The 18,548-nt window shown below is 46.5% G+C and carries 19 protein-coding genes; 18 read left to right on the plus strand and 1 reads right to left on the minus strand.

What is annotated here, in order from left to right:
- Window positions 1-130 precede the first annotated feature (130 nt).
- Window positions 131-274, minus strand: a complete 144-nt coding sequence (locus tag IQR33_RS22870) for a hypothetical protein (RefSeq protein ID WP_182039393.1) — start codon at window positions 272-274, stop codon at window positions 131-133.
- Between the two features lie 97 nt (window positions 275-371).
- On the opposite strand from IQR33_RS22870, the gene IQR33_RS22875 reads away from it, so the two are divergent.
- The 18 genes from IQR33_RS22875 to IQR33_RS22960 all read left to right on the plus strand — a co-directional run.
- Complete coding sequence (locus IQR33_RS22875; protein WP_193844070.1) at window positions 372-2,225, plus strand: flagellar hook-length control protein FliK; 1,854 nt, start codon at window positions 372-374, stop codon at window positions 2,223-2,225.
- An 85-nt stretch (window positions 2,226-2,310) separates the two neighbouring features.
- Window positions 2,311-2,814: a flagellar basal body-associated protein FliL gene (fliL, locus tag IQR33_RS22880; RefSeq protein WP_104975528.1), complete on the plus strand. Its 504-nt coding sequence runs from the start codon at window positions 2,311-2,313 to the stop codon at window positions 2,812-2,814.
- A 7-nt stretch (window positions 2,815-2,821) separates the two neighbouring features.
- The gene (gene fliM, locus IQR33_RS22885; protein ID WP_017635951.1) at window positions 2,822-3,868 is read left to right on the plus strand and encodes a flagellar motor switch protein FliM; all 1,047 of its coding nucleotides are present in this window, start codon (window positions 2,822-2,824) and stop codon (window positions 3,866-3,868) included.
- Window positions 3,869-3,926: 58 nt separating this feature from the next.
- Window positions 3,927-4,337 carry a flagellar motor switch protein FliN gene (gene fliN / locus IQR33_RS22890; protein WP_005380479.1) on the plus strand — a complete coding sequence of 137 codons (411 nt, stop codon included), beginning with the start codon at window positions 3,927-3,929 and terminating at the stop codon, window positions 4,335-4,337.
- A gap of 1 nt (window position 4,338) precedes the next feature.
- Entirely contained in the window at window positions 4,339-4,752 is a 414-nt protein-coding gene (gene fliO / locus IQR33_RS22895; protein ID WP_005380480.1) for a flagellar biosynthetic protein FliO, read from the plus strand.
- Entirely contained in the window at window positions 4,739-5,608 is an 870-nt protein-coding gene (fliP, locus tag IQR33_RS22900; protein WP_005394311.1) for a flagellar type III secretion system pore protein FliP, read from the plus strand. Before fliO ends, fliP begins: the two co-directional genes overlap by 14 nt.
- 24 nt (window positions 5,609-5,632) lie before the next feature.
- Window positions 5,633-5,902, plus strand: coding sequence for a flagellar biosynthesis protein FliQ (fliQ, locus tag IQR33_RS22905; protein ID WP_005380488.1), 270 nt, complete (start codon window positions 5,633-5,635; stop codon window positions 5,900-5,902).
- Between the two features lie 8 nt (window positions 5,903-5,910).
- Window positions 5,911-6,693 carry a flagellar biosynthetic protein FliR gene (fliR, locus tag IQR33_RS22910; RefSeq protein ID WP_005384463.1) on the plus strand — a complete coding sequence of 261 codons (783 nt, stop codon included), beginning with the start codon at window positions 5,911-5,913 and terminating at the stop codon, window positions 6,691-6,693.
- A gap of 3 nt (window positions 6,694-6,696) precedes the next feature.
- Window positions 6,697-7,827 carry a flagellar biosynthesis protein FlhB gene (gene flhB, locus IQR33_RS22915; RefSeq protein ID WP_005380490.1) on the plus strand — a complete coding sequence of 377 codons (1,131 nt, stop codon included), beginning with the start codon at window positions 6,697-6,699 and terminating at the stop codon, window positions 7,825-7,827.
- Window positions 7,828-8,037: 210 nt separating this feature from the next.
- Window positions 8,038-10,137, plus strand: coding sequence for a flagellar biosynthesis protein FlhA (gene flhA, locus IQR33_RS22920; RefSeq protein ID WP_025998722.1), 2,100 nt, complete (start codon window positions 8,038-8,040; stop codon window positions 10,135-10,137).
- Between the two features lie 28 nt (window positions 10,138-10,165).
- On the plus strand, window positions 10,166-11,683 hold the full coding sequence (flhF, locus tag IQR33_RS22925; protein ID WP_085569739.1) for a flagellar biosynthesis protein FlhF: 1,518 nt from the start codon (window positions 10,166-10,168) through the stop codon (window positions 11,681-11,683).
- Window positions 11,684-11,697: 14 nt separating this feature from the next.
- On the plus strand, window positions 11,698-12,585 hold the full coding sequence (locus IQR33_RS22930) for a MinD/ParA family protein (RefSeq protein WP_005380498.1): 888 nt from the start codon (window positions 11,698-11,700) through the stop codon (window positions 12,583-12,585).
- Window positions 12,578-13,312, plus strand: coding sequence for an RNA polymerase sigma factor FliA (locus IQR33_RS22935; RefSeq protein ID WP_005380499.1), 735 nt, complete (start codon window positions 12,578-12,580; stop codon window positions 13,310-13,312). The genes IQR33_RS22930 and IQR33_RS22935 overlap by 8 nt, the downstream gene beginning before the upstream one ends.
- A 45-nt stretch (window positions 13,313-13,357) precedes the next feature.
- A complete protein-coding gene (gene cheY, locus IQR33_RS22940) occupies window positions 13,358-13,726 on the plus strand; it encodes a chemotaxis response regulator CheY (protein WP_017635949.1) in 369 nt (122 codons plus the stop codon).
- 118 nt (window positions 13,727-13,844) lie between these two features.
- Complete coding sequence (locus IQR33_RS22945) at window positions 13,845-14,585, plus strand: protein phosphatase CheZ (RefSeq protein WP_005380502.1); 741 nt, start codon at window positions 13,845-13,847, stop codon at window positions 14,583-14,585.
- A 9-nt stretch (window positions 14,586-14,594) separates the two neighbouring features.
- The gene (locus IQR33_RS22950) at window positions 14,595-16,829 is read left to right on the plus strand and encodes a chemotaxis protein CheA (RefSeq protein WP_193837310.1); all 2,235 of its coding nucleotides are present in this window, start codon (window positions 14,595-14,597) and stop codon (window positions 16,827-16,829) included.
- A gap of 29 nt (window positions 16,830-16,858) precedes the next feature.
- A complete protein-coding gene (locus IQR33_RS22955) occupies window positions 16,859-17,971 on the plus strand; it encodes a protein-glutamate methylesterase/protein-glutamine glutaminase (RefSeq protein WP_025767174.1) in 1,113 nt (370 codons plus the stop codon).
- Between the two features lie 8 nt (window positions 17,972-17,979).
- Window positions 17,980-18,548, plus strand: a 569-nt coding sequence (locus tag IQR33_RS22960; protein WP_193844071.1) for a ParA family protein, incomplete at its 3' end; no start/stop codon positions are given.

Here is an 18,548-nt window from a genome sequence, read left to right on the forward strand (position 1 = left end):
GATAGGGCAACAGTTCTTCCTTCATCCAACTTAGCCACTGTTCTGTTTTGCCTGCTCTGATTCTATATTGGCGTAATTCTGTGATCTTCAAAGTGATTCCTTAATTGTTAAGTCAAATGTCTGTTTACGCTTATCGTTTTTCAAAGTCAATCAAGTAGCTGTACATCATGTTAGAAACCAGGTTCTCGGATAGTACTGTTGATGTTTGTTCCATAAACATGCCATCTATTAGCTTACCGAGAATTGGCTCAATATTGTGGTGTGATTTTTGCATTTTAGCTGTCAGTGTCGGGTCTTTTTGACCTTTGTTTGCCGCCAGTATTGCTGTCTGTCAGCGATACGCTCAGAGCCACGAGAACGAGAGTTTCTAAATGAGTGTGAATTTGTCCCATGTATCTGCGACTACCAAGACGCCAGTTTCTGATGTGTCCGCTAAAGCGTCCGCAGAGAGCACTGAAAGCAAGGGATTTTTAGAAACGTTAACCGATGCGTTTGCTGGTAAACAAAAGCCCGAAAAAGTAGCAACAGAATCGACAGTGGTTGAAGAAAAAGAAAGAGCGGATGTAGGCAGTACTTCTTCTGCTAACGTCTCGGACGAATTGTTGGCGCAAGAAAGCCAAGAATCCGTCAGTGACGGGACCCATGATTTTGATGAAATATCAGCAAACAAACCGAATGCAACCTTAAGTGAAGAAGTAAGTTTACAAAAGGCGAGTAACAGCACACCTTTGGAGAATGATGTTGAAGCTATTGAAAAAGTGAAATCAACATCAATTGATACGAGTAACCCATCAAATACAGTGGACGTAAAAAGCACGATGGGCGAAGGACAACAGCTTCTTGGTCGAATTGAACAAGCGAATCAAACCCTGAATGCGAGTAATGCATCCATCGATAGTGGCAAAGTTTTGCCTCAGAGCGCGAATTTAGTGCATTCGTTCCACGAGCAAGCAACCGTTTCGACACACCTTGATGAGCTTGCTTTGAATGAAACGCCATCAGTTCATTCGCTTGAACAAGCACAGATGATCCCAGGACAAGACTTAGAGCCAATTTTAGATAAGAATGGTCAACCTATCGATGTCGACAAACTTTCGCCTGAGTTTGCTGCTTGGCAAGAGCTAGCGAAACAAGCCAGCCATCCGACGGCTAAGAGCGCAGTCAGTGGTGAAGTAGCTAATGATCTGTCGCCGTTGTTAACAGACGTTGATGGTTCCAACATCGACGCGCTTCCACGAGTATCCTTGGATGAACTTGAAGTTATAGATACTAAGTTGGCGCAAGGAAAACCACTGACTCAGCAAGAAGCTCAGATCATTGAAGGGTTGAAACAAGGAAGGATCACGGCGGATATTCCTGATCAAGACCTTGCCCAATTTGTTGCGCTCCCTAATGACATTAAACAGATTCTCGCAGAGCAACAAGTACAACATAATTTAACTCGCCAGGCTGGACCTATGGCAGTGTCTCAGCAAATCCAGCATACAGCGGCTCAAGTACCCCAGCCACAAACTGCTCATAGTGGAGAAAAAGTCGCATTATCTCCAACGCCTGATACGTTGATAGCCGCGCAAGTGCCGACGTCGCTTCAAGGTGTGAAAGACGGAGAGATTAGCCAGAAAGTAATGAACGCAGCATTGGCGACTGGTGCGCTAAAGGCGACTGCGGATAAACAAGATAAGCCGGACCTCCAACATGGCTTCGCTGGACAGCTTCAGGCTATGGCAGGTCAGCAAGGAATTAATGTGCAGCAACAAGCGCGTATTGATGCTGCACAACAAGCTCAGCTTCCGTTGCAACTAACTAAAGAGCTAGCCAACGAGCAAGTTGCGGAAAAAGTGCAAATGATGATGTCGAAGAATCTGAAAAATCTCGATATTCGTCTTGATCCACCAGAGTTAGGTCGTATGCAAATTCGTATGACCATGAATAACGACGTTGCCAATGTACATTTTACAGTGAACAACCCGCAAGCTCGTGACATTATTGAACAGACGCTCCCTCGTTTGAGAGAAATGCTAGCGCAACAAGGTATGCAGCTGGCTGATTCTTCCGTCCAGCAACAAAACAGCGGGCAACAGCAAGGTAGGTATACTGCTGAACAACATGGTCAAAGCGCGCAAAGTGGCGGTTTTTCTGGACAGTCCGAAGAGGGTTTTGAATCTGATGTCAATCTGGATTTGAATGTCGCTTCAAAGCGTGATGGAATTAGTTTTTACGCATAAAAGGCCGTTTAACGGCAATGGCATACGGTTACCAAGCAACTCACTAAAACGTCTTGGTAACTCAAAAGAACAATAAGAGACAAGAATGGCAGAAGAACAGTTACAAGGGGCCGATGCGCCGAAAGGAAAAAGCAAGTTACTTATCATCATCATCGCTGTTGTAGTATTACTACTTGGTGGCGGGGCAGCGGCATTTTTTCTAATGGGCTCTGATGAACCTGCTCAGGCTGAATCGTCTCAACAGGCTCAAGTGAAGGCATCGAATGCTGCGCCCATCGCGTATGTGAATCTTCCTCAGGCATTTGTATTTAACGTTACTGGGGATAGCCGCGATAGGCTGGTTCAAATTAAAGCGCAGTTAATGGTTCGCGGTGCAGAAAATGAAGAGTTGGCGCGGTATCATTCGCCACTGATTGAAAGCTCTATGCTATCAACGTTTGCTTCCGCGACGGTTGATCAATTGCGCTCTCCTACAGGACGAGTGGAATTGCGCGATCGTGCTTCCGAAGATATCAAAGCAGCGCTGAATGCTGCGGTCGGTAAGCCAGTGATTGAAAAAGTACTGTTTACAGATTTTGTTATTCAATAGGTAAAACGTGACCGATCTATTAAGCCAAGACGAAATTGATGCGCTATTGCATGGGGTTGACGATGTTGATGACGTCGATGAACCGATAGAAAACGACACTGAGGGTGCCGTCAATTTTGATTTCTCGTCGCAAGACAGAATCGTACGTGGTCGAATGCCGACGCTCGAACTTATCAACGAGCGCTTTGCACGGCACATGCGTATTAGTCTGTTTAATATGCTGCGTAAAACGGCAGAGGTGTCGATCAATGGCGTGCAGATGATGAAGTTTGGTGAATACCAGAACACATTGTACGTGCCAACCAGTTTGAACATGGTGCGTTTTCGTCCGTTAAAAGGCACTGCGTTGATCACCATGGAGGCTCGTTTAGTCTTTATTCTGGTAGAAAACTTCTTTGGCGGTGATGGTCGATTCCACGCCAAAATCGAAGGCCGCGAATTTACCCCAACGGAACGCCGCATCATTCAGTTGTTACTGAAAATTGTATTTGAAGATTATAAAGAAGCGTGGTCGCCAGTGATGGGGGTAGAGTTCGAATATCTCGACTCTGAAGTAAACCCAAGCATGGCAAACATTGTCAGCCCGACAGAAGTGATTGTCGTGAGTTCATTCCATATAGAAGTTGACGGCGGTGGCGGCGATTTTCATGTCGTTATGCCTTACTCCATGGTTGAGCCTATCCGTGAACTATTGGATGCAGGTGTTCAGTCCGACAAGATGGAAACGGACGTTCGCTGGAGCTCAGCACTACGTGAAGAGATCATGGATTGTCCGGTTAACTTCCGCGTGAACTTGCTCGAAAAAGACATTTCTTTGCGTGATCTCATGGAGCTGCAACCGGGCGACATCATCCCGATTGAAATGCCAGAACATGCGACGATGTTTGTAGAAGACCTACCGACCTATCGCGTAAAAATGGGTCGTTCGGAAGACAAATTAGCGGTGCAAATTTCTGAGGAAATTGAGCGCCCACATGTCGTCAAAACAGATTTAGCTTTCTTAGGTAAAGACATCATGTCCGAGCTTGAGAATGAAGACGATATAGACCATTAAGATACCTTATTAAACAGACATGCTATGGCATGAGTAAGGCGTAACACAGGATAGAAAAATGGAACCAAGTGACGATCAAAAGCTAGCAGACGAATGGGCAGCCGCTCTTGGCGAAGACCCGTCTGCCCCTTCTGTAGACGTAGATGAAGTATTGGCTGCGCCACTGGAAGAGCTAAAAGACACTTCAAGCCCAATTAGCGAAGATGAGCGTCGTAAACTCGACACTATTATGGATATCCCGGTGACGATTTCGATGGAAGTCGGTCGTTCTCAAATTAGCATTCGGAACCTGTTGCAGCTTAACCAAGGTTCGGTTGTTGAGTTGGATCGTCTAGCCGGTGAGTCGCTCGACGTATTGGTTAACGGTACTTTGATTGCTCACGGCGAAGTCGTGGTCGTCAACGATAAGTTTGGTATCCGTTTGACGGATGTGATCAGCCAAACTGAACGAATTAAGAAGCTGCGTTAAGATGAGTCGTTCAATCAAAATGCGATTGAAGCAAATCACTGGAGCACTGAGCTTAATGCTAAGTGCTCCTTATGCATTTGCTGCCGCACCAAATAATCTGGATCTTGCGACGACACTTGGCTCGCTTGTGCTTGTAATCGGCGTGATTCTTTTGCTGGCTTGGTTGCTGAAACGTATGCAAGTGCCAGCGATGGGACAACAAAAGGGCTTGCGTATAGTGAGTCAGTTGCCAGTGGGTACAAAAGAAAGAATCGCAGTAGTTCAAGTGGGTGAAGAACAGTTTTTGGTTGGGATTACTAGCCAATCGATCCAAACTTTAGCCAAGTTAGATAAGCCACTGAAAGAGGAAGAGTTGGCGACCAATGCTTTTGCGACTCAATTTAGCCAGCTGATCAAAAAACATGACAAAGGGTAATCCAATTCGTTTGCTCCTGAGTACGTTGTTACTTTTTGTCGGCGTGCTGTTTTCTTCATTTACCTTTGCTGAAGCAGAGGAGTCAGCGCTGCCAGATAACTTAGCCGATGGAAGTGGTGTTACAGTTCAGGCTATGCAAAGTGATACTGGTGCTAGCCGTGCTATGTCCGTTTCTAGTGGCGGTGGTATTCCAGCATTCACCATGACCACGAACCCTGATGGCAGTGAAGACTACTCGGTTACACTACAAATTTTAGCGTTAATGACCATGCTTGGCTTCTTGCCTGCCATGGTGATTCTGATGACCTCGTTCACTCGAATTGTGGTGGTGATGTCGATATTGCGTCAGGCAATGGGTTTGCAACAAACGCCTTCTAATCAGGTTATTATTGGTATTGCGCTGTTTTTGACCTTTTTTGTTATGTCTCCTGTCCTGAACGAAATCAACGACAAAGCTGTTCAGCCTTATTTGAACGAGCAAGTTACGGCGCGAGAAGCGTTTGATGCTGCACAAGCGCCAATGAAAGCATTTATGCTTAAGCAGACCCGAATCAAAGATTTGGAGACGTTCGTAACCATGTCAGGAGAGCAAGTCGAGAATCCAGAAGATGTGTCGATGGCGGTGTTGATTCCGGCTTTTATCACCTCAGAGCTAAAAACTGCATTCCAAATTGGCTTTATGCTCTTCTTGCCGTTTTTGATTATTGACCTTGTAGTCGCTTCGGTACTGATGGCAATGGGTATGATGATGTTGTCACCAATGATTGTTTCGTTGCCGTTCAAGTTGATGTTGTTCGTATTGGTCGATGGTTGGAACTTGATACTCTCGACACTTGCGGGCAGCTTTGCCCTTTAGATAAGCGCAGATAGAGGATAAGACATGACACCAGAAATGTTTGTCGAGCTTTTCCGTGAAGCACTTTGGATGGTGCTTATCATGGTCTGCGCTATTATCATCCCAAGCTTGCTTATCGGCCTTGTAGTTGCGATTTTTCAAGCTGCGACATCCATCAACGAACAAACATTGAGCTTCTTACCGCGTTTGATTGTCACGCTTTTGGCCCTGATGCTGTTTGGGCATTGGATGACGCAAATGTTGATGGAATATTTCTATGGCTTGATTGAACGCTTACCTCAGGTGCTTTATTAGAGGCGCCTATGGAGTACCCCACTAGCGTTGTCTTAGATTGGATCGCAAACTACTTCTGGCCCTATGTTCGTATCTCATCCATGTTGATGGTGATGACAGTAACCGGGGCCCGATTTGTTTCGCCAAGAATCCGCCTTTACCTCGGTTTAGCCATCACTTTCGCTGTCATGCCAGCCATCCCCGCCGTACCTCAGGACATTGAGCTACTCTCGTTTCGTGGCTTCATGACCATTGCCGAGCAAATGATCATCGGCATAGCGATGGGTATGGTTACTCAATTTATGATTCAAACCTTTGTCCTACTTGGTCAAATATTGGGTATGCAATCAAGTTTGGGCTTTGCTTCTATGGTTGATCCCGCAAATGGTCAGAACACGCCATTGCTTGGCCAGTTATTCATGTTCTTAACGACAATGTTTTTCCTTGCCACCGATGGACACTTAAAAATGCTGCAATTGGTGGTGTTCAGTTTTAAAACTTTGCCGATTGGCTCCGGCTCGCTCAACGCGGTTGATTTCCGTGAAATGGCAGGCTGGCTTGGTATTATGTTCCAAACTGCATTGAGTATGTCTCTATCCGGCATTATTGCACTACTGACCATTAACTTGTCGTTTGGTGTAATGACCCGTGCCGCACCACAGCTGAATATCTTCTCGCTTGGTTTTGCTTTTGCTTTGATGGTGGGTCTATTACTTTGTTGGTACATACTGGCTGGTCTATACAGTCATTATGAAATGTTCTGGACAGTGGGTGAGGCGCAGATTTGTCGGCTCATTCGCTTGGAGTGCTAAGATTTGGCAGAATCAGACGGTCAGGAACGCACCGAAGAAGCCACGCCCCGACGGTTACAACAAGCCAGAGAAAAGGGGCAGGTCGCTCGATCTAAAGAGCTTGCATCAGCATCTGTGCTGATCGTTGGCGCCATTTCATTGATGTGGTTTGGCGAGGCGTTAGCACGTTCATTGTTTTCCATCATGAGCCGTTTATTTGATCTTCAACGAGAAGAGATTTTCGATACTGCAAAACTGTTTGATATCGCTTTGGGCGCGATGAGTGATTTGTTGTTCCCACTATTTTTGGTGTTAGCGACATTGTTTACCGCCGCCATGATTGGAGCAGCAGGTGTGGGAGGAATCAGTTTTTCTGCCCAAGCGGCCATGCCCAAGCTGTCGAAAATGAATCCACTTAGCGGCTTAAAGCGAATGGTTGGCATGCAAAGCTGGGTAGAGTTGATCAAATCAATCCTTAAAGTGGTTCTGGTCACTGGTGTCGCCATCTATTTGATCCAAGCATCGCAGGCCGATCTGATTCAATTGAGCATGGATGTGTATCCGCAAAACATCTTCCATGCTTTAGATATTTTGCTGAACTTTATTTTGCTGATCAGTTGCTCGCTATTGATTGTGGTTGCCATCGATATTCCATTTCAAATTTGGCAGCACGCCGATCAGTTAAAAATGACCAAGCAAGAAGTCAAAGACGAATACAAAGAGACTGAAGGTAAGCCGGAAGTGAAAGGCCGTATTCGTATGTTGCAAAGGGAAGCGGCTCAACGTCGAATGATGGCGGACGTTCCTCAAGCTGATGTTATTGTTACTAACCCAGAGCACTTCTCGGTAGCGCTTCGTTATAAACAGAAGACAGACCGTGCGCCAGTCGTGATCGCTAAAGGTACTGACCACATGGCGATGAAGATTCGAGAAGTCGCCCGCGAACATGACATTACGATTGTGCCCGCACCACCTTTGGCTCGTGCGTTGTACCACACGACAGAGCTCGAGCAAGAGATCCCCGATGGGTTATTTACTGCCGTCGCTCAGGTTTTGGCATTTGTATTCCAATTGAAGCAATACCGAAAACGAGGTGGACAGCGCCCGAAAATTCAAGATTATGATTTGCCAATCCCGCCCGAGCACCGTCATTGATACGAAAAGCGGTAAAGCCTTAAAAAAGCTCGTTTGATCAAAAGCTAAGCTCTATTTGAGTGTTTAGTCATTATTTTGGCGCTAATTATGGTACATAGATTGCTTAAAACGCTTTAATTATCAACCCTACCTAAACTTTTAGGCTAAAGCGGTCGCGTATTAATAGTAAGAGCTTACGTGACGCTTCAATCGATTGAGATCTCTCGCAGTATGAAGTTAAGCCTGCCGTTTGCAGATAAATTGCCACGAATCCCTCAACGTGAAATGCCAGCTATTGGTGCTCCGGTGATGGTTTTGGCCACCCTAGCGATGGTGGTACTGCCGATTCCAGCATTTTTGCTGGATATGTTCTTCACCTTTAACATCGCGCTGTCGATGGTGGTGTTGTTAGTGACCGTTTACACACGTCGCCCTTTGGACTTCGCTGCTTTTCCAACGGTATTGCTGATCGCCACGTTGCTCCGCTTGGCTTTGAACGTTGCCTCGACTCGTGTCGTCTTACTGCATGGTCATGAAGGCGGTAATGCGGCAGGTAACGTAATTGAGGCGTTCGGTAACGTCGTTATTGGTGGTAACTACGCGGTCGGCCTAGTGGTTTTCCTCATCTTAATGATCATCAACTTTATGGTGGTGACCAAAGGTGCGGGTCGTATCTCTGAGGTAAGTGCTCGCTTTACGCTTGATGCGTTGCCGGGTAAGCAAATGGCGATTGATGCCGACTTGAATGCCGGATTGATAGACCAAGAGCAGGCAAGAGTTCGTCGTTTTGAAGTGACCAAAGAAGCGGATTTCTATGGCTCGATGGATGGTGCCTCGAAGTTCGTAAAAGGTGACGCGATTGCCGGTATTTTGATTCTGTTTATCAACATCGTCGGCGGTCTGTCGATCGGTATGGCGCAGTATGGATTGGGTTTCGGTGAAGCGATTGAAATCTATACCTTACTGACAATCGGTGATGGTTTGGTCGCACAAATCCCATCGCTATTGCTGTCGATTGCAGCGGCAATGATGGTGACGCGCCAAAACACCGATGAAGACATGGGGGAACAACTGGTCTTCCAGATGTTCGACAACCCAAAAGCGCTGATGATTACTGCGGCTATTCTTGGTGTGATGGGCATCGTACCGGGCATGCCACACTTTGCGTTTTTGAGCCTGGCAGTCGCGGCCGGTGCAGCGGCATATTTCATCGACAAACGGCAGAAGCAGAAAGCGAAAGAGCCCGCTTTACCAGCAACAGCAGACGAAGGTACAGAACCTTCCTCACAGCGCGAACTGTCTTGGGATGACGTCCAGCCAGTCGATATTATTGGCTTGGAAGTCGGTTATCGCTTAATCCCTTTGGTGGACAGAGACCAAGGTGGGGAACTGCTAGAGCGCGTAAAAGGCGTGCGTAAAAAGTTATCGCAAGATTTTGGGTTCCTAATTCCAGCGGTTCATATTCGTGACAATCTTGAGCTGACCCCAAACAGTTACCGAATTACATTGATGGGGGTTGCGGTGGGCGAAGCAGAGATTCGTCCGGATCAAGAGCTAGCGATTAACCCAGGTCAGGTGTATGGCATGATTGATGGTGAGCCAACCATTGACCCTGCTTTTGGACTGGAAGCCGTATGGATCCGAGAAGATCAGCGTGAGCACGCGCAGGCTCTGGGTTATACGGTTGTTGATTCATCAACGGTATTAGCGACGCACCTAAGCCAGCTATTGACCAACAACGCATCACAGCTAATTGGCCATGAAGAAGTAGAGAATTTATTAGAAATGTTGGGACGCAGCGCGCCTAAGTTGGTCGAGAACTTTGTTCCTGACCAATTACCATTAGGTGTGGTGGTGAAAGTCCTACAAAACTTGTTAAACGAGGCCATTCCAATCCGCGATATTCGCACGATTGTTCAAACTTTGGCTGAGTACTCAAGTAAGAGTCAAGAAGCTGACATATTGACGGCAGCAGTTCGAATTAGTCTTAAACGTCTAATTGTTCAAGAAATCAATGGTATAGAGCCTGAGTTACCAGTGATCACCTTGATACCCGAACTGGAACAAATATTGCATCAAACTATGCAAGCATCAGGAGGCGAATCCGCGGGGATTGAACCGGGACTCGCTGAGCGATTGCAGTCTTCACTAAGCCAAGCGACACAGGAACAAGAACTGAAAGGCGAACCTGCCGTTCTGCTTACTTCCGGTGTATTACGCTCGACGTTGGCGAAATTTGTGAAGAACACAATACCTAATCTCCGGGTACTGTCTTACCAAGAAATCCCGGATGAAAAACAGATCAGAATTGTGCAAGCCGTGGGTAACTGATCTCACGCATCATTAATGGATTCATAGTTTGAAAATAAAGCGATTTTTTGCCAAAGACATGAGAACGGCGCTGCTCCAAGTGAAAGAGGACTTAGGCGCGGAAGCGGTGATCATGTCAAACAAGAAAGTGGCTGGTGGAGTAGCGATTGTTGCGGCGATAGATAGTGAATCTAATCCGTCTCAAGCAAGCGCAGCGTCACAGCAAAATCGCGGTGCTTCTCAATCGAATCGCTATAACGAACATCGTCAAATGTCATCGTCTTCTGCTGATCGTTACCAAGATCGTCATTTAGATGAAGATAAAATTAGCCTGAACAGTAATAACAGTAACAATGAAAAAACAGGCTCAATGACGCAGCGATTCGCTAATATGCTTAAGCAATATAGCGGTGGTGCAGCAGATGCTGACGATCACGTAGCAGAAAATGAAGATTCGCTCTCTGCTTTGCTGCAACGCCAAAATAAGCATCGCGACGGCTACAACCAAGAAAAGCCAGCGCCATATCAACCAGATTCACCTTTGGCGAAGCTAATCGCACAGGACAATCGATTTGAACGTCCGACGCCCAAGCTGGACCCGACGCGCTATGACCGACGTCGCCCAAGTGATGAGCGTGACGAATCGGCCGATGAGCTAGAAAGCATGCGCGAAGAGATGACGTCAATTCGTCGTCTGTTGGAGCACCAAGTTTCTGGCCTGATGTGGCAAGAAGTAGAACGCCGTGAGCCGCTAAGAGCAATGCTGATTAAGCGCTTAGAGCGAATGGGCGTTTCTCCGGAGTTAGCAGACCAGATGGCCTGTTATATCCCGGAAGATACAAAGCCAGCGCGAGCGTGGAAAGCGTTATTGTCGCTGGTGGCGGATCAAATCAATATTCCTAAACAGGACATTTTAAAACGTGGTGGCGTAGTCGCATTGTTGGGTCCGACGGGGGTTGGGAAAACAACAACCGTAGCGAAACTCGCAGCACGCGCAGCCATGGAATACGGTGCCGACAATGTGGCCCTTGTGACAACAGACACATATCGCATAGGTGCACATGAGCAACTCTCAATTTACGGAAGAATCATGGGTTGTCCCGTAAGAGTTGCTAAAGATTCTAACGAGTTAGCCGATGTTATATATCAGCTAAGAAACAGAAGACTGATTTTGGTCGATACGGCAGGGATGGGGCAACGAGATGTGAGGCTTTCCGAGCAGCTCGACACTCTAATGCAAGAGAGCGGAGAAGTGATCCACAGCTACCTTGTTTTGCCGGCTACCGCACAACGTCGTGTTCTACAAGAAACGCTGGATCACTTCCGACGTATACCACTTTCGGGTTGTATTATGACGAAGCTTGATGAGTCATTAAGCCTAGGCGAATTCATCAGTGTAGTGATTCAAAACGCAATGCCAGTAGCTTACATCGCTAATGGTCAGCGCGTACCAGAAGACATTGTGATAGCGCAACCAAAATATATGCTTGCGAAAGCAAATGAACTGTTAGAGAAGTCGACAGAGAACGAACCTCACTTTTGGAACAGTGACAGTGAAGGACTCTAAGGCGGCGGACTACTATGACTGAGAATATGATACACGATCAAGCAAGCGGCCTCCGTCGCTTAACACAACCATCGTTGACCAAAGTGATTGCTGTTACTGGCGGCAAAGGTGGTGTGGGGAAATCAAACGTAACACTGGGTCTGGCGATTTGTATGGCTCGCCAAGGCAAGAAGGTGATGGTTCTCGACGCTGATTTAGGTCTGGCCAATGTGGACGTGATGCTCGGAATTCGTGCAAAACGTAATCTAGGACATGTCTTAGCGGGTGAATGTGAGCTAAAAGATGCGATTGTCGAAGGGCCTTATGGTATAAAGATAATTCCTGCAACTTCTGGCACACAGAGCATGACAGAGCTTTCTCACGCTCAGCATGCCGGACTCATCCGAGCATTTGGTAGTCTTGAAGACGAAATGGATGTCCTGCTGATTGATACCGCTGCTGGTATCTCTGACATGGTAATCAGTTTTTCGCGAGCAGCTCAAGATGTGGTTGTAGTTGTGTGTGATGAACCGACGTCAATCACAGATGCCTATGCATTAATCAAGCTGTTGAGTAAAGAACACCAAGTTCAACGCTTTAAAGTTGTAGCAAATATGGTCAGAAGCTACCGTGAAGGGCGAGAATTGTTTGCAAAGTTGACACTAGTCACAGAGCGATTCTTGAATGTTAGCCTTGAACTCGTAGCATGTATTCCATTAGATGATAAAGTACGACAGGCTGTAAAAAGACAAAAAATTGTCGTTGATGCGTTCCCACGCTCGCCTGCCGCTTTAGCTATCAGCTCACTAGCAAACAAAGCGTTGACGTGGCCACTACCGAAAACACCAAGTGGACACTTGGAATTTTTTGTGGAAAGGTTGCTAAATCGTACCGAATTCGCAGAGGACCCTTTTGGTGAATAAAGCGATAACCTATGACCAACATGGCAAATTTAATAGCCAGCAGGCGTTCATTGAACGTTATTCAGTGTTGGTTAAGCGCATTGCTCACCACCTACTAGGCCGTTTACCGCCGAGTGTTCAGGTAGAGGATTTAATTCAGGCCGGCATGATCGGTCTTATCGAAGCTCAGCAGAATTATGATGGTTCTAAAGGTGCGAGCTTTGAAACTTATGCAGGTATCCGTATTCGTGGCGCAATGTTAGATGACATGCGTAAAGGCGATTGGGTACCGCGTTCTGTTCATAAAAATAATCGAGAGATTAACCAAGCGATTGCGGAGCTGGAAGGCGAATTAAATCGAGATCCTACTGATTCTGAAGTAGCCACGCATCTCGGTATGACACTGGATCAATATCATAGTGCTCTTACCGATATCAACTGCTCAAAATTAGTCGGTATTGAAGATTTAGGCGTTTCTGATGATGTGATTTCACCGGCGGATGAAACCGATGACAGCAACCCATTCAAAGGGGTAGTTGATGAATCATTTCGAAAAGCACTGGTTGAATCAATAAAACAGCTTCCAGAGCGTGAAGCTTTGGTTCTTTCGCTTTATTATGATGAAGAACTCAATTTGAAAGAAATTGGCGATGTGTTAGGCGTAAGCGAATCTCGCGTAAGTCAAATACTGAGTCAAGCGATGCAACGTTTACGTACCAAGCTCAGTGCGTGGACACAAAATGACTAAAAACACTGATTTTACGATTCAGTGGAGGCAATTTTGAATAAAAACATGAAGATCCTTATTGTTGATGATTTCTCAACAATGCGCCGTATTGTTAAAAACCTGCTTCGTGACTTGGGTTTCAATAACACTCAAGAAGCGGACGATGGTTTAACCGCATTACCAATGCTGAAAAAAGGTGACTTCGATTTTGTTGTAACTGACTGGAACATGCCAGGTATGCAAGGCATCGATTTGCTTAAACACATCCGCGCGGATGCAGAACTTAAGCATCTGCCAGTTCTAATGATCACGGCTGAAGCGAAGCGTGAGCAGATCATTGAAGCTGCTCAAGCAGGTGTAAACGGCTACATTGTTAAGCCATTTACTGCTGCAACATTAAAAGAAAAATTAGATAAAATTTTCGAGCGTTTATAACTCTCTCTTTCTCTTTGTTATTCGAGTCATTCATACCAATTATTAAATACCTATTAAATGACTCGTTTAGCGTTTTCAAAGTGATAAGAAGAACTAAACGTAAAAGGGTCTATTCAGAATGATCTCACTAGAGCAGGCGAAGTCACTCGTTCAAATGCTAGAAAACGGGGAACAAGACCAAGCCAATATGCTTGTTGCCTCGATCTACGAAGGTGCCGATAACCCAATGCTGCAAGAAATTGGAGCGTTAACTCGAGACCTTCACGAATCACTCAAGCAGTTCAGTCTCGATCAGCGCATGACCGAAATTGCGAAAGACGAAATCCCTAACGCTAGGGATCGTCTCAATTATGTGATCGAGAAGACAGAGCTTGCAGCCAACAAAACAATGGATGCGGTCGACTGCTGCCTTCCTATCGCTGACAACCTGCATGATTGCCTTCTAAAAGTTCGTCCTCAATGGAATGAACTCATGCACGGGCGCATAGAATTAAGCGAATTTAAAGCACTGTGTCACCGAATCGACGGGCTATTAGTGCAAGTCGAAGGTGACAGCACTGAATTGCGCGGCCAATTGACCGAAATTCTCATGGCGCAAGACTTCCAAGACCTAACTGGCCAAATCATTCGCCGCGTAATTACGTTGGTTAATGAAGTTGAAGGCCGCTTAGTGGAAATCCTAACCGTATTCTCTGGAAATAAACTTGAAGAACACATTCAAGTTTTGTCAGAACCGGCAGATAAAAAGAATACACAAACAAGCGAAGCCGAAGGCCCGATTCTTCATCCAGAACTGAGAGAAGATGCGGTTTCATCGCAGGACGAAGTCGATGACTTGTTGTCCAGTCTTGGATTTTAAAGGTAACGTATGAGCTACGATTTAGACGAAGATATTCTTCAGGACTTTCTCATTGAGGCTGGGGAAATTCTCGAGCTGCTTTCTGAGCAGTTGGTTGAATTGGAAAATAACCCAGAAGACAAAGACTTACTTAATGCTATTTTCCGCGGGTTTCATACCGTAAAAGGCGGTGCCGGCTTCCTTTCATTGGCAGAGCTAGTCGATACTTGTCATGGTGCGGAGAACGTGTTCGACGTTTTACGAAACGGTCAACGCACGGTAACGCAAAACTTAATGGATACGATGCTAAAAGCCTTGGATACGGTTAATACCCAGTTCCAGGCTGTTCAAGATCGTGAGCCGTTAGAAGCTGCGGACCCTGAGCTTCTTGAAGAACTTCATCGTCTATGCAAACCTGAGTCAGAAGATGAAGTAGCGGCAACCGTAGTTGAAGAACCAGTGGCTACTCCAGAGCCTATTATTCCCGAGCCTATCATCGAAGAACCTGCTGCGCCGTCAGCACCATCAAGTGTCGGCTCTGTTGATGAAATTACCCAAGACGAATTCGAAAAGCTACTGGATGAGCTTCATGGTAAAGGTTCAGCGCCAGGCAACTCAATGTCTGCGACACCTACAACGCCATCTGAACCGCCTCAATCGAGTGCACCATCAGTTGAAAGTGGTGATATCACTGATGATGAGTTTGAACGCTTACTCGATGAACTGCACGGTGTAGGAAAAAGCCCTTCTACGGCAGAGGCTGCTGCATCTGTACCAGTAGAGCCACCTAAAGCGGCAGAGCCTTCCGCTCCAGTGTCATCTTCATCAAATCAAGACAGTGACTTAATGACGGACGAAGAGTTCGAAAAGTTACTCGATGAGCTACATGGTTCAGGTAAAGGTCCAACGCTAGAAGAATTGGATATGGCAACGAAGCCAGCTTCAGCAAACGTAGAGCAAAGCCCTGCGAAACCTGAGCCTGTTGCTAAGCCAACACCCGTTCAAGCAGCGCCAGCACCAAAGCCAGAATCTAAACCAGTCGCGGTAAAAGAAGAAGCCAAAGCACCAGCGGTTAAAAAACCTCAGGCTGAAGCAACCGTTCGTGTTGATACCTCGACGCTTGATACCATCATGAACATGGTGGGTGAGCTCGTATTGGTTCGAAACCGCCTATTAAGCCTTGGTTTGAATAGCGACAACGAAGAGATGTCCAAAGCGGTCGCTAACCTTGATGTGGTAACTGCGGATCTACAAGGCGCGGTAATGAAAACGCGTATGCAGCCAATTAAGAAAGTGTTTGGCCGTTTCCCACGCGTTGTCCGTGACTTGGCTCGTAACCTAAATAAAGACATCGTGCTAGAAATGCGCGGTGAAGAAACCGATCTCGATAAAAACCTTGTAGAAGCATTGGCCGATCCGTTGATTCACTTGGTGCGTAACTCGGTTGATCACGGTATTGAAATGCCAGACGCACGCGCGAAGGCCGGCAAATCACGTACAGGTAAAGTGATTTTGTCAGCATCGCAAGAAGGGGACCATATTGAACTATCCATCGTAGATGATGGTGGCGGTATGGACCCGAACAAACTGCGTGGCATCGCGGTGAAGCGTGGCATGATGGATGAAGATGCGGCGGCACGTTTAACAGATAAAGAGTGCTTCAACCTTATCTTCGCACCTGGTTTCTCAAGTAAAGATAAAATTTCTGACATCTCTGGTCGTGGTGTGGGTATGGACGTGGTTAAGACGGCGATCAATACCTTAAACGGTTCAATCGATATCGATTCTGAGCTAGGCAAGGGCACTAAGATTACGATCAAAGTACCACTAACGTTAGCGATTTTACCGACTCTGATGGTTGGTGTTGGCGGTCATCCGTTTGCTCTACCACTGGCTTCGGTGAGTGAAATTTTCCACTTAGATCTTAGCCGTACAAACGTGGTAGATGGTCAGCTGACGATCATTGTACGTGAGAAATCTATCCCGCTATTTTACTTACAAAACTGGTTAGCATCCAAATCGCAAAACGTCCAAGAGCGTACTGGTCACGGTCACGTGGTGATTGTACAGATTGGTAACCAACGCGTTGGTTTTGTTGTGGATACGCTTATTGGTCAAGAAGAAGTGGTTATTAAGCCACTCGATAATCTATTACAGGGCACTCCAGGTATGGCTGGTGCGACAATTACTAGCGATGGCCATATTGCATTAATTCTAGATGTGCCTGATTTACTTAAGCGATATGCTGCGGCTTCACGCCTTTAAGCAAAGCTGACGTTATTAAAAGGAATAAGATGGCGATTAAAGTACTAGTCGTTGATGATTCGAGTTTTTTCCGACGTCGCGTGAGCGAAATCATCAACTCAGAATCGCGCCTAGAAGTGATTGACGTTGCGGTAAATGGTAGAGAGGCGGTTGAGAAAGCCAAATCTCTCAAACCTGACGTCATCACGATGGATATTGAAATGCCAGTGATGGATGGCATTACAGCTGTACGTGAAATAATGGCCGCTGCTCCAACGCCAATTCTAATGTTTTCGTCCCTGACCCACGACGGGGCGAAAGCTACGCTTGATGCGCTAGATGCGGGCGCATTGGACTTCTTACCGAAAAAGTTTGAGGACATTGCGCGTAACCGTGAAGAAGCGGTGTCATTACTTCAACAGCGTGTGATTCAGATTGCCTCGAAGCGCGCTTTCATGCGTCGACCTATCGCTCGCCCAACAGCGAGTACCAGCACGACTACTCGATCATTAGGTTCAAGAACGGCTTCACCTGTGACTCCAACACCAACTCGACCTGCTGCGACAAAGTACCGTGCTTCTGGTAAGAAGTATCAACTGACGGCAATTGGCACATCAACAGGTGGCCCCGTTGCTCTACAAAAAATTCTGACGCGCTTGCCGATGAACTATCCGCATCCGATTGTATTGATTCAACACATGCCAGCAACGTTTACTGCTGCGTTTGCCAGTCGTTTGAACACCTTGTGTAAGATTCAAGTGAAAGAAGCACAAGATGGCGATGTGTTACAGCCCGGTGTGGCATACCTTGCACCAGGTGGGAAACAAATGATGGTGGATGGACGAGCGGGCGCTGCTCGTCTTCGCATTATTGATGGCGGCGACCGCATGAACTACAAACCATGTGTGGATGTGACTTTTGGTTCTGCCGCAAAAGTATATGGCGACAAAGTGCTCTCTTTAGTGTTGACAGGCATGGGTGCAGACGGTCGTGAGGGCGCTCGCATGTTGAAGTCTGCAGGCTCAACTATTTGGGCACAAGATGAAGAAAGTTGTGTTGTTTATGGCATGCCCCAAGCGGTTGCTAAAGCAGGCATTTCTTCAGAAGATTTACCGCTTGACCGCATCGCTGAACGCATGTTGGTGGAAGTTGGCCTAGCTTAGGATTCATCATGATTGTTTGGAGTGTAGCTAACCAGAAAGGAGGCGTGGGTAAAACCACCTCAACAGTGACATTGGCGGGCTTATTGAGCCAGAAAGGCCATCGAGTATTGATGGTTGATACTGATCCTCACGCCTCACTGACTACTTATCTCGGTTATGATCCTGATGCAGTAACTTCGAGCCTATTTGATTTATTCCAGTTGAAGACGTTTTCTCGTGAGACGGTTAAACCGTTGATTTTAGAAACAGAGCTGGAAGGAATGGATATCATTCCCGCGCATATGTCCCTTGCCACGCTTGATCGCGTAATGGGTAATCGCAGTGGTATGGGATTAATATTAAAACGGGCGCTGCAAACTGTCTCACAAGACTATGACTATGTGTTGATTGATTGTCCGCCAATCCTTGGCGTGATGATGGTGAACGCGTTGGCAGCCAGTGACCGAATTTTGATTCCTGTTCAAACAGAGTTTTTGGCGATGAAAGGTCTAGAGCGCATGATGCGTACGCTAACCATTATGCAAAAATCTCGCCCGGGCGGTTTCAAAGTGACTATCGTCCCAACCATGTACGATAA

This window comes from Vibrio sp. OPT46 (genome assembly GCF_015163535.1).
GTDB lineage: Bacteria > Pseudomonadota > Gammaproteobacteria > Enterobacterales > Vibrionaceae > Vibrio > Vibrio alginolyticus.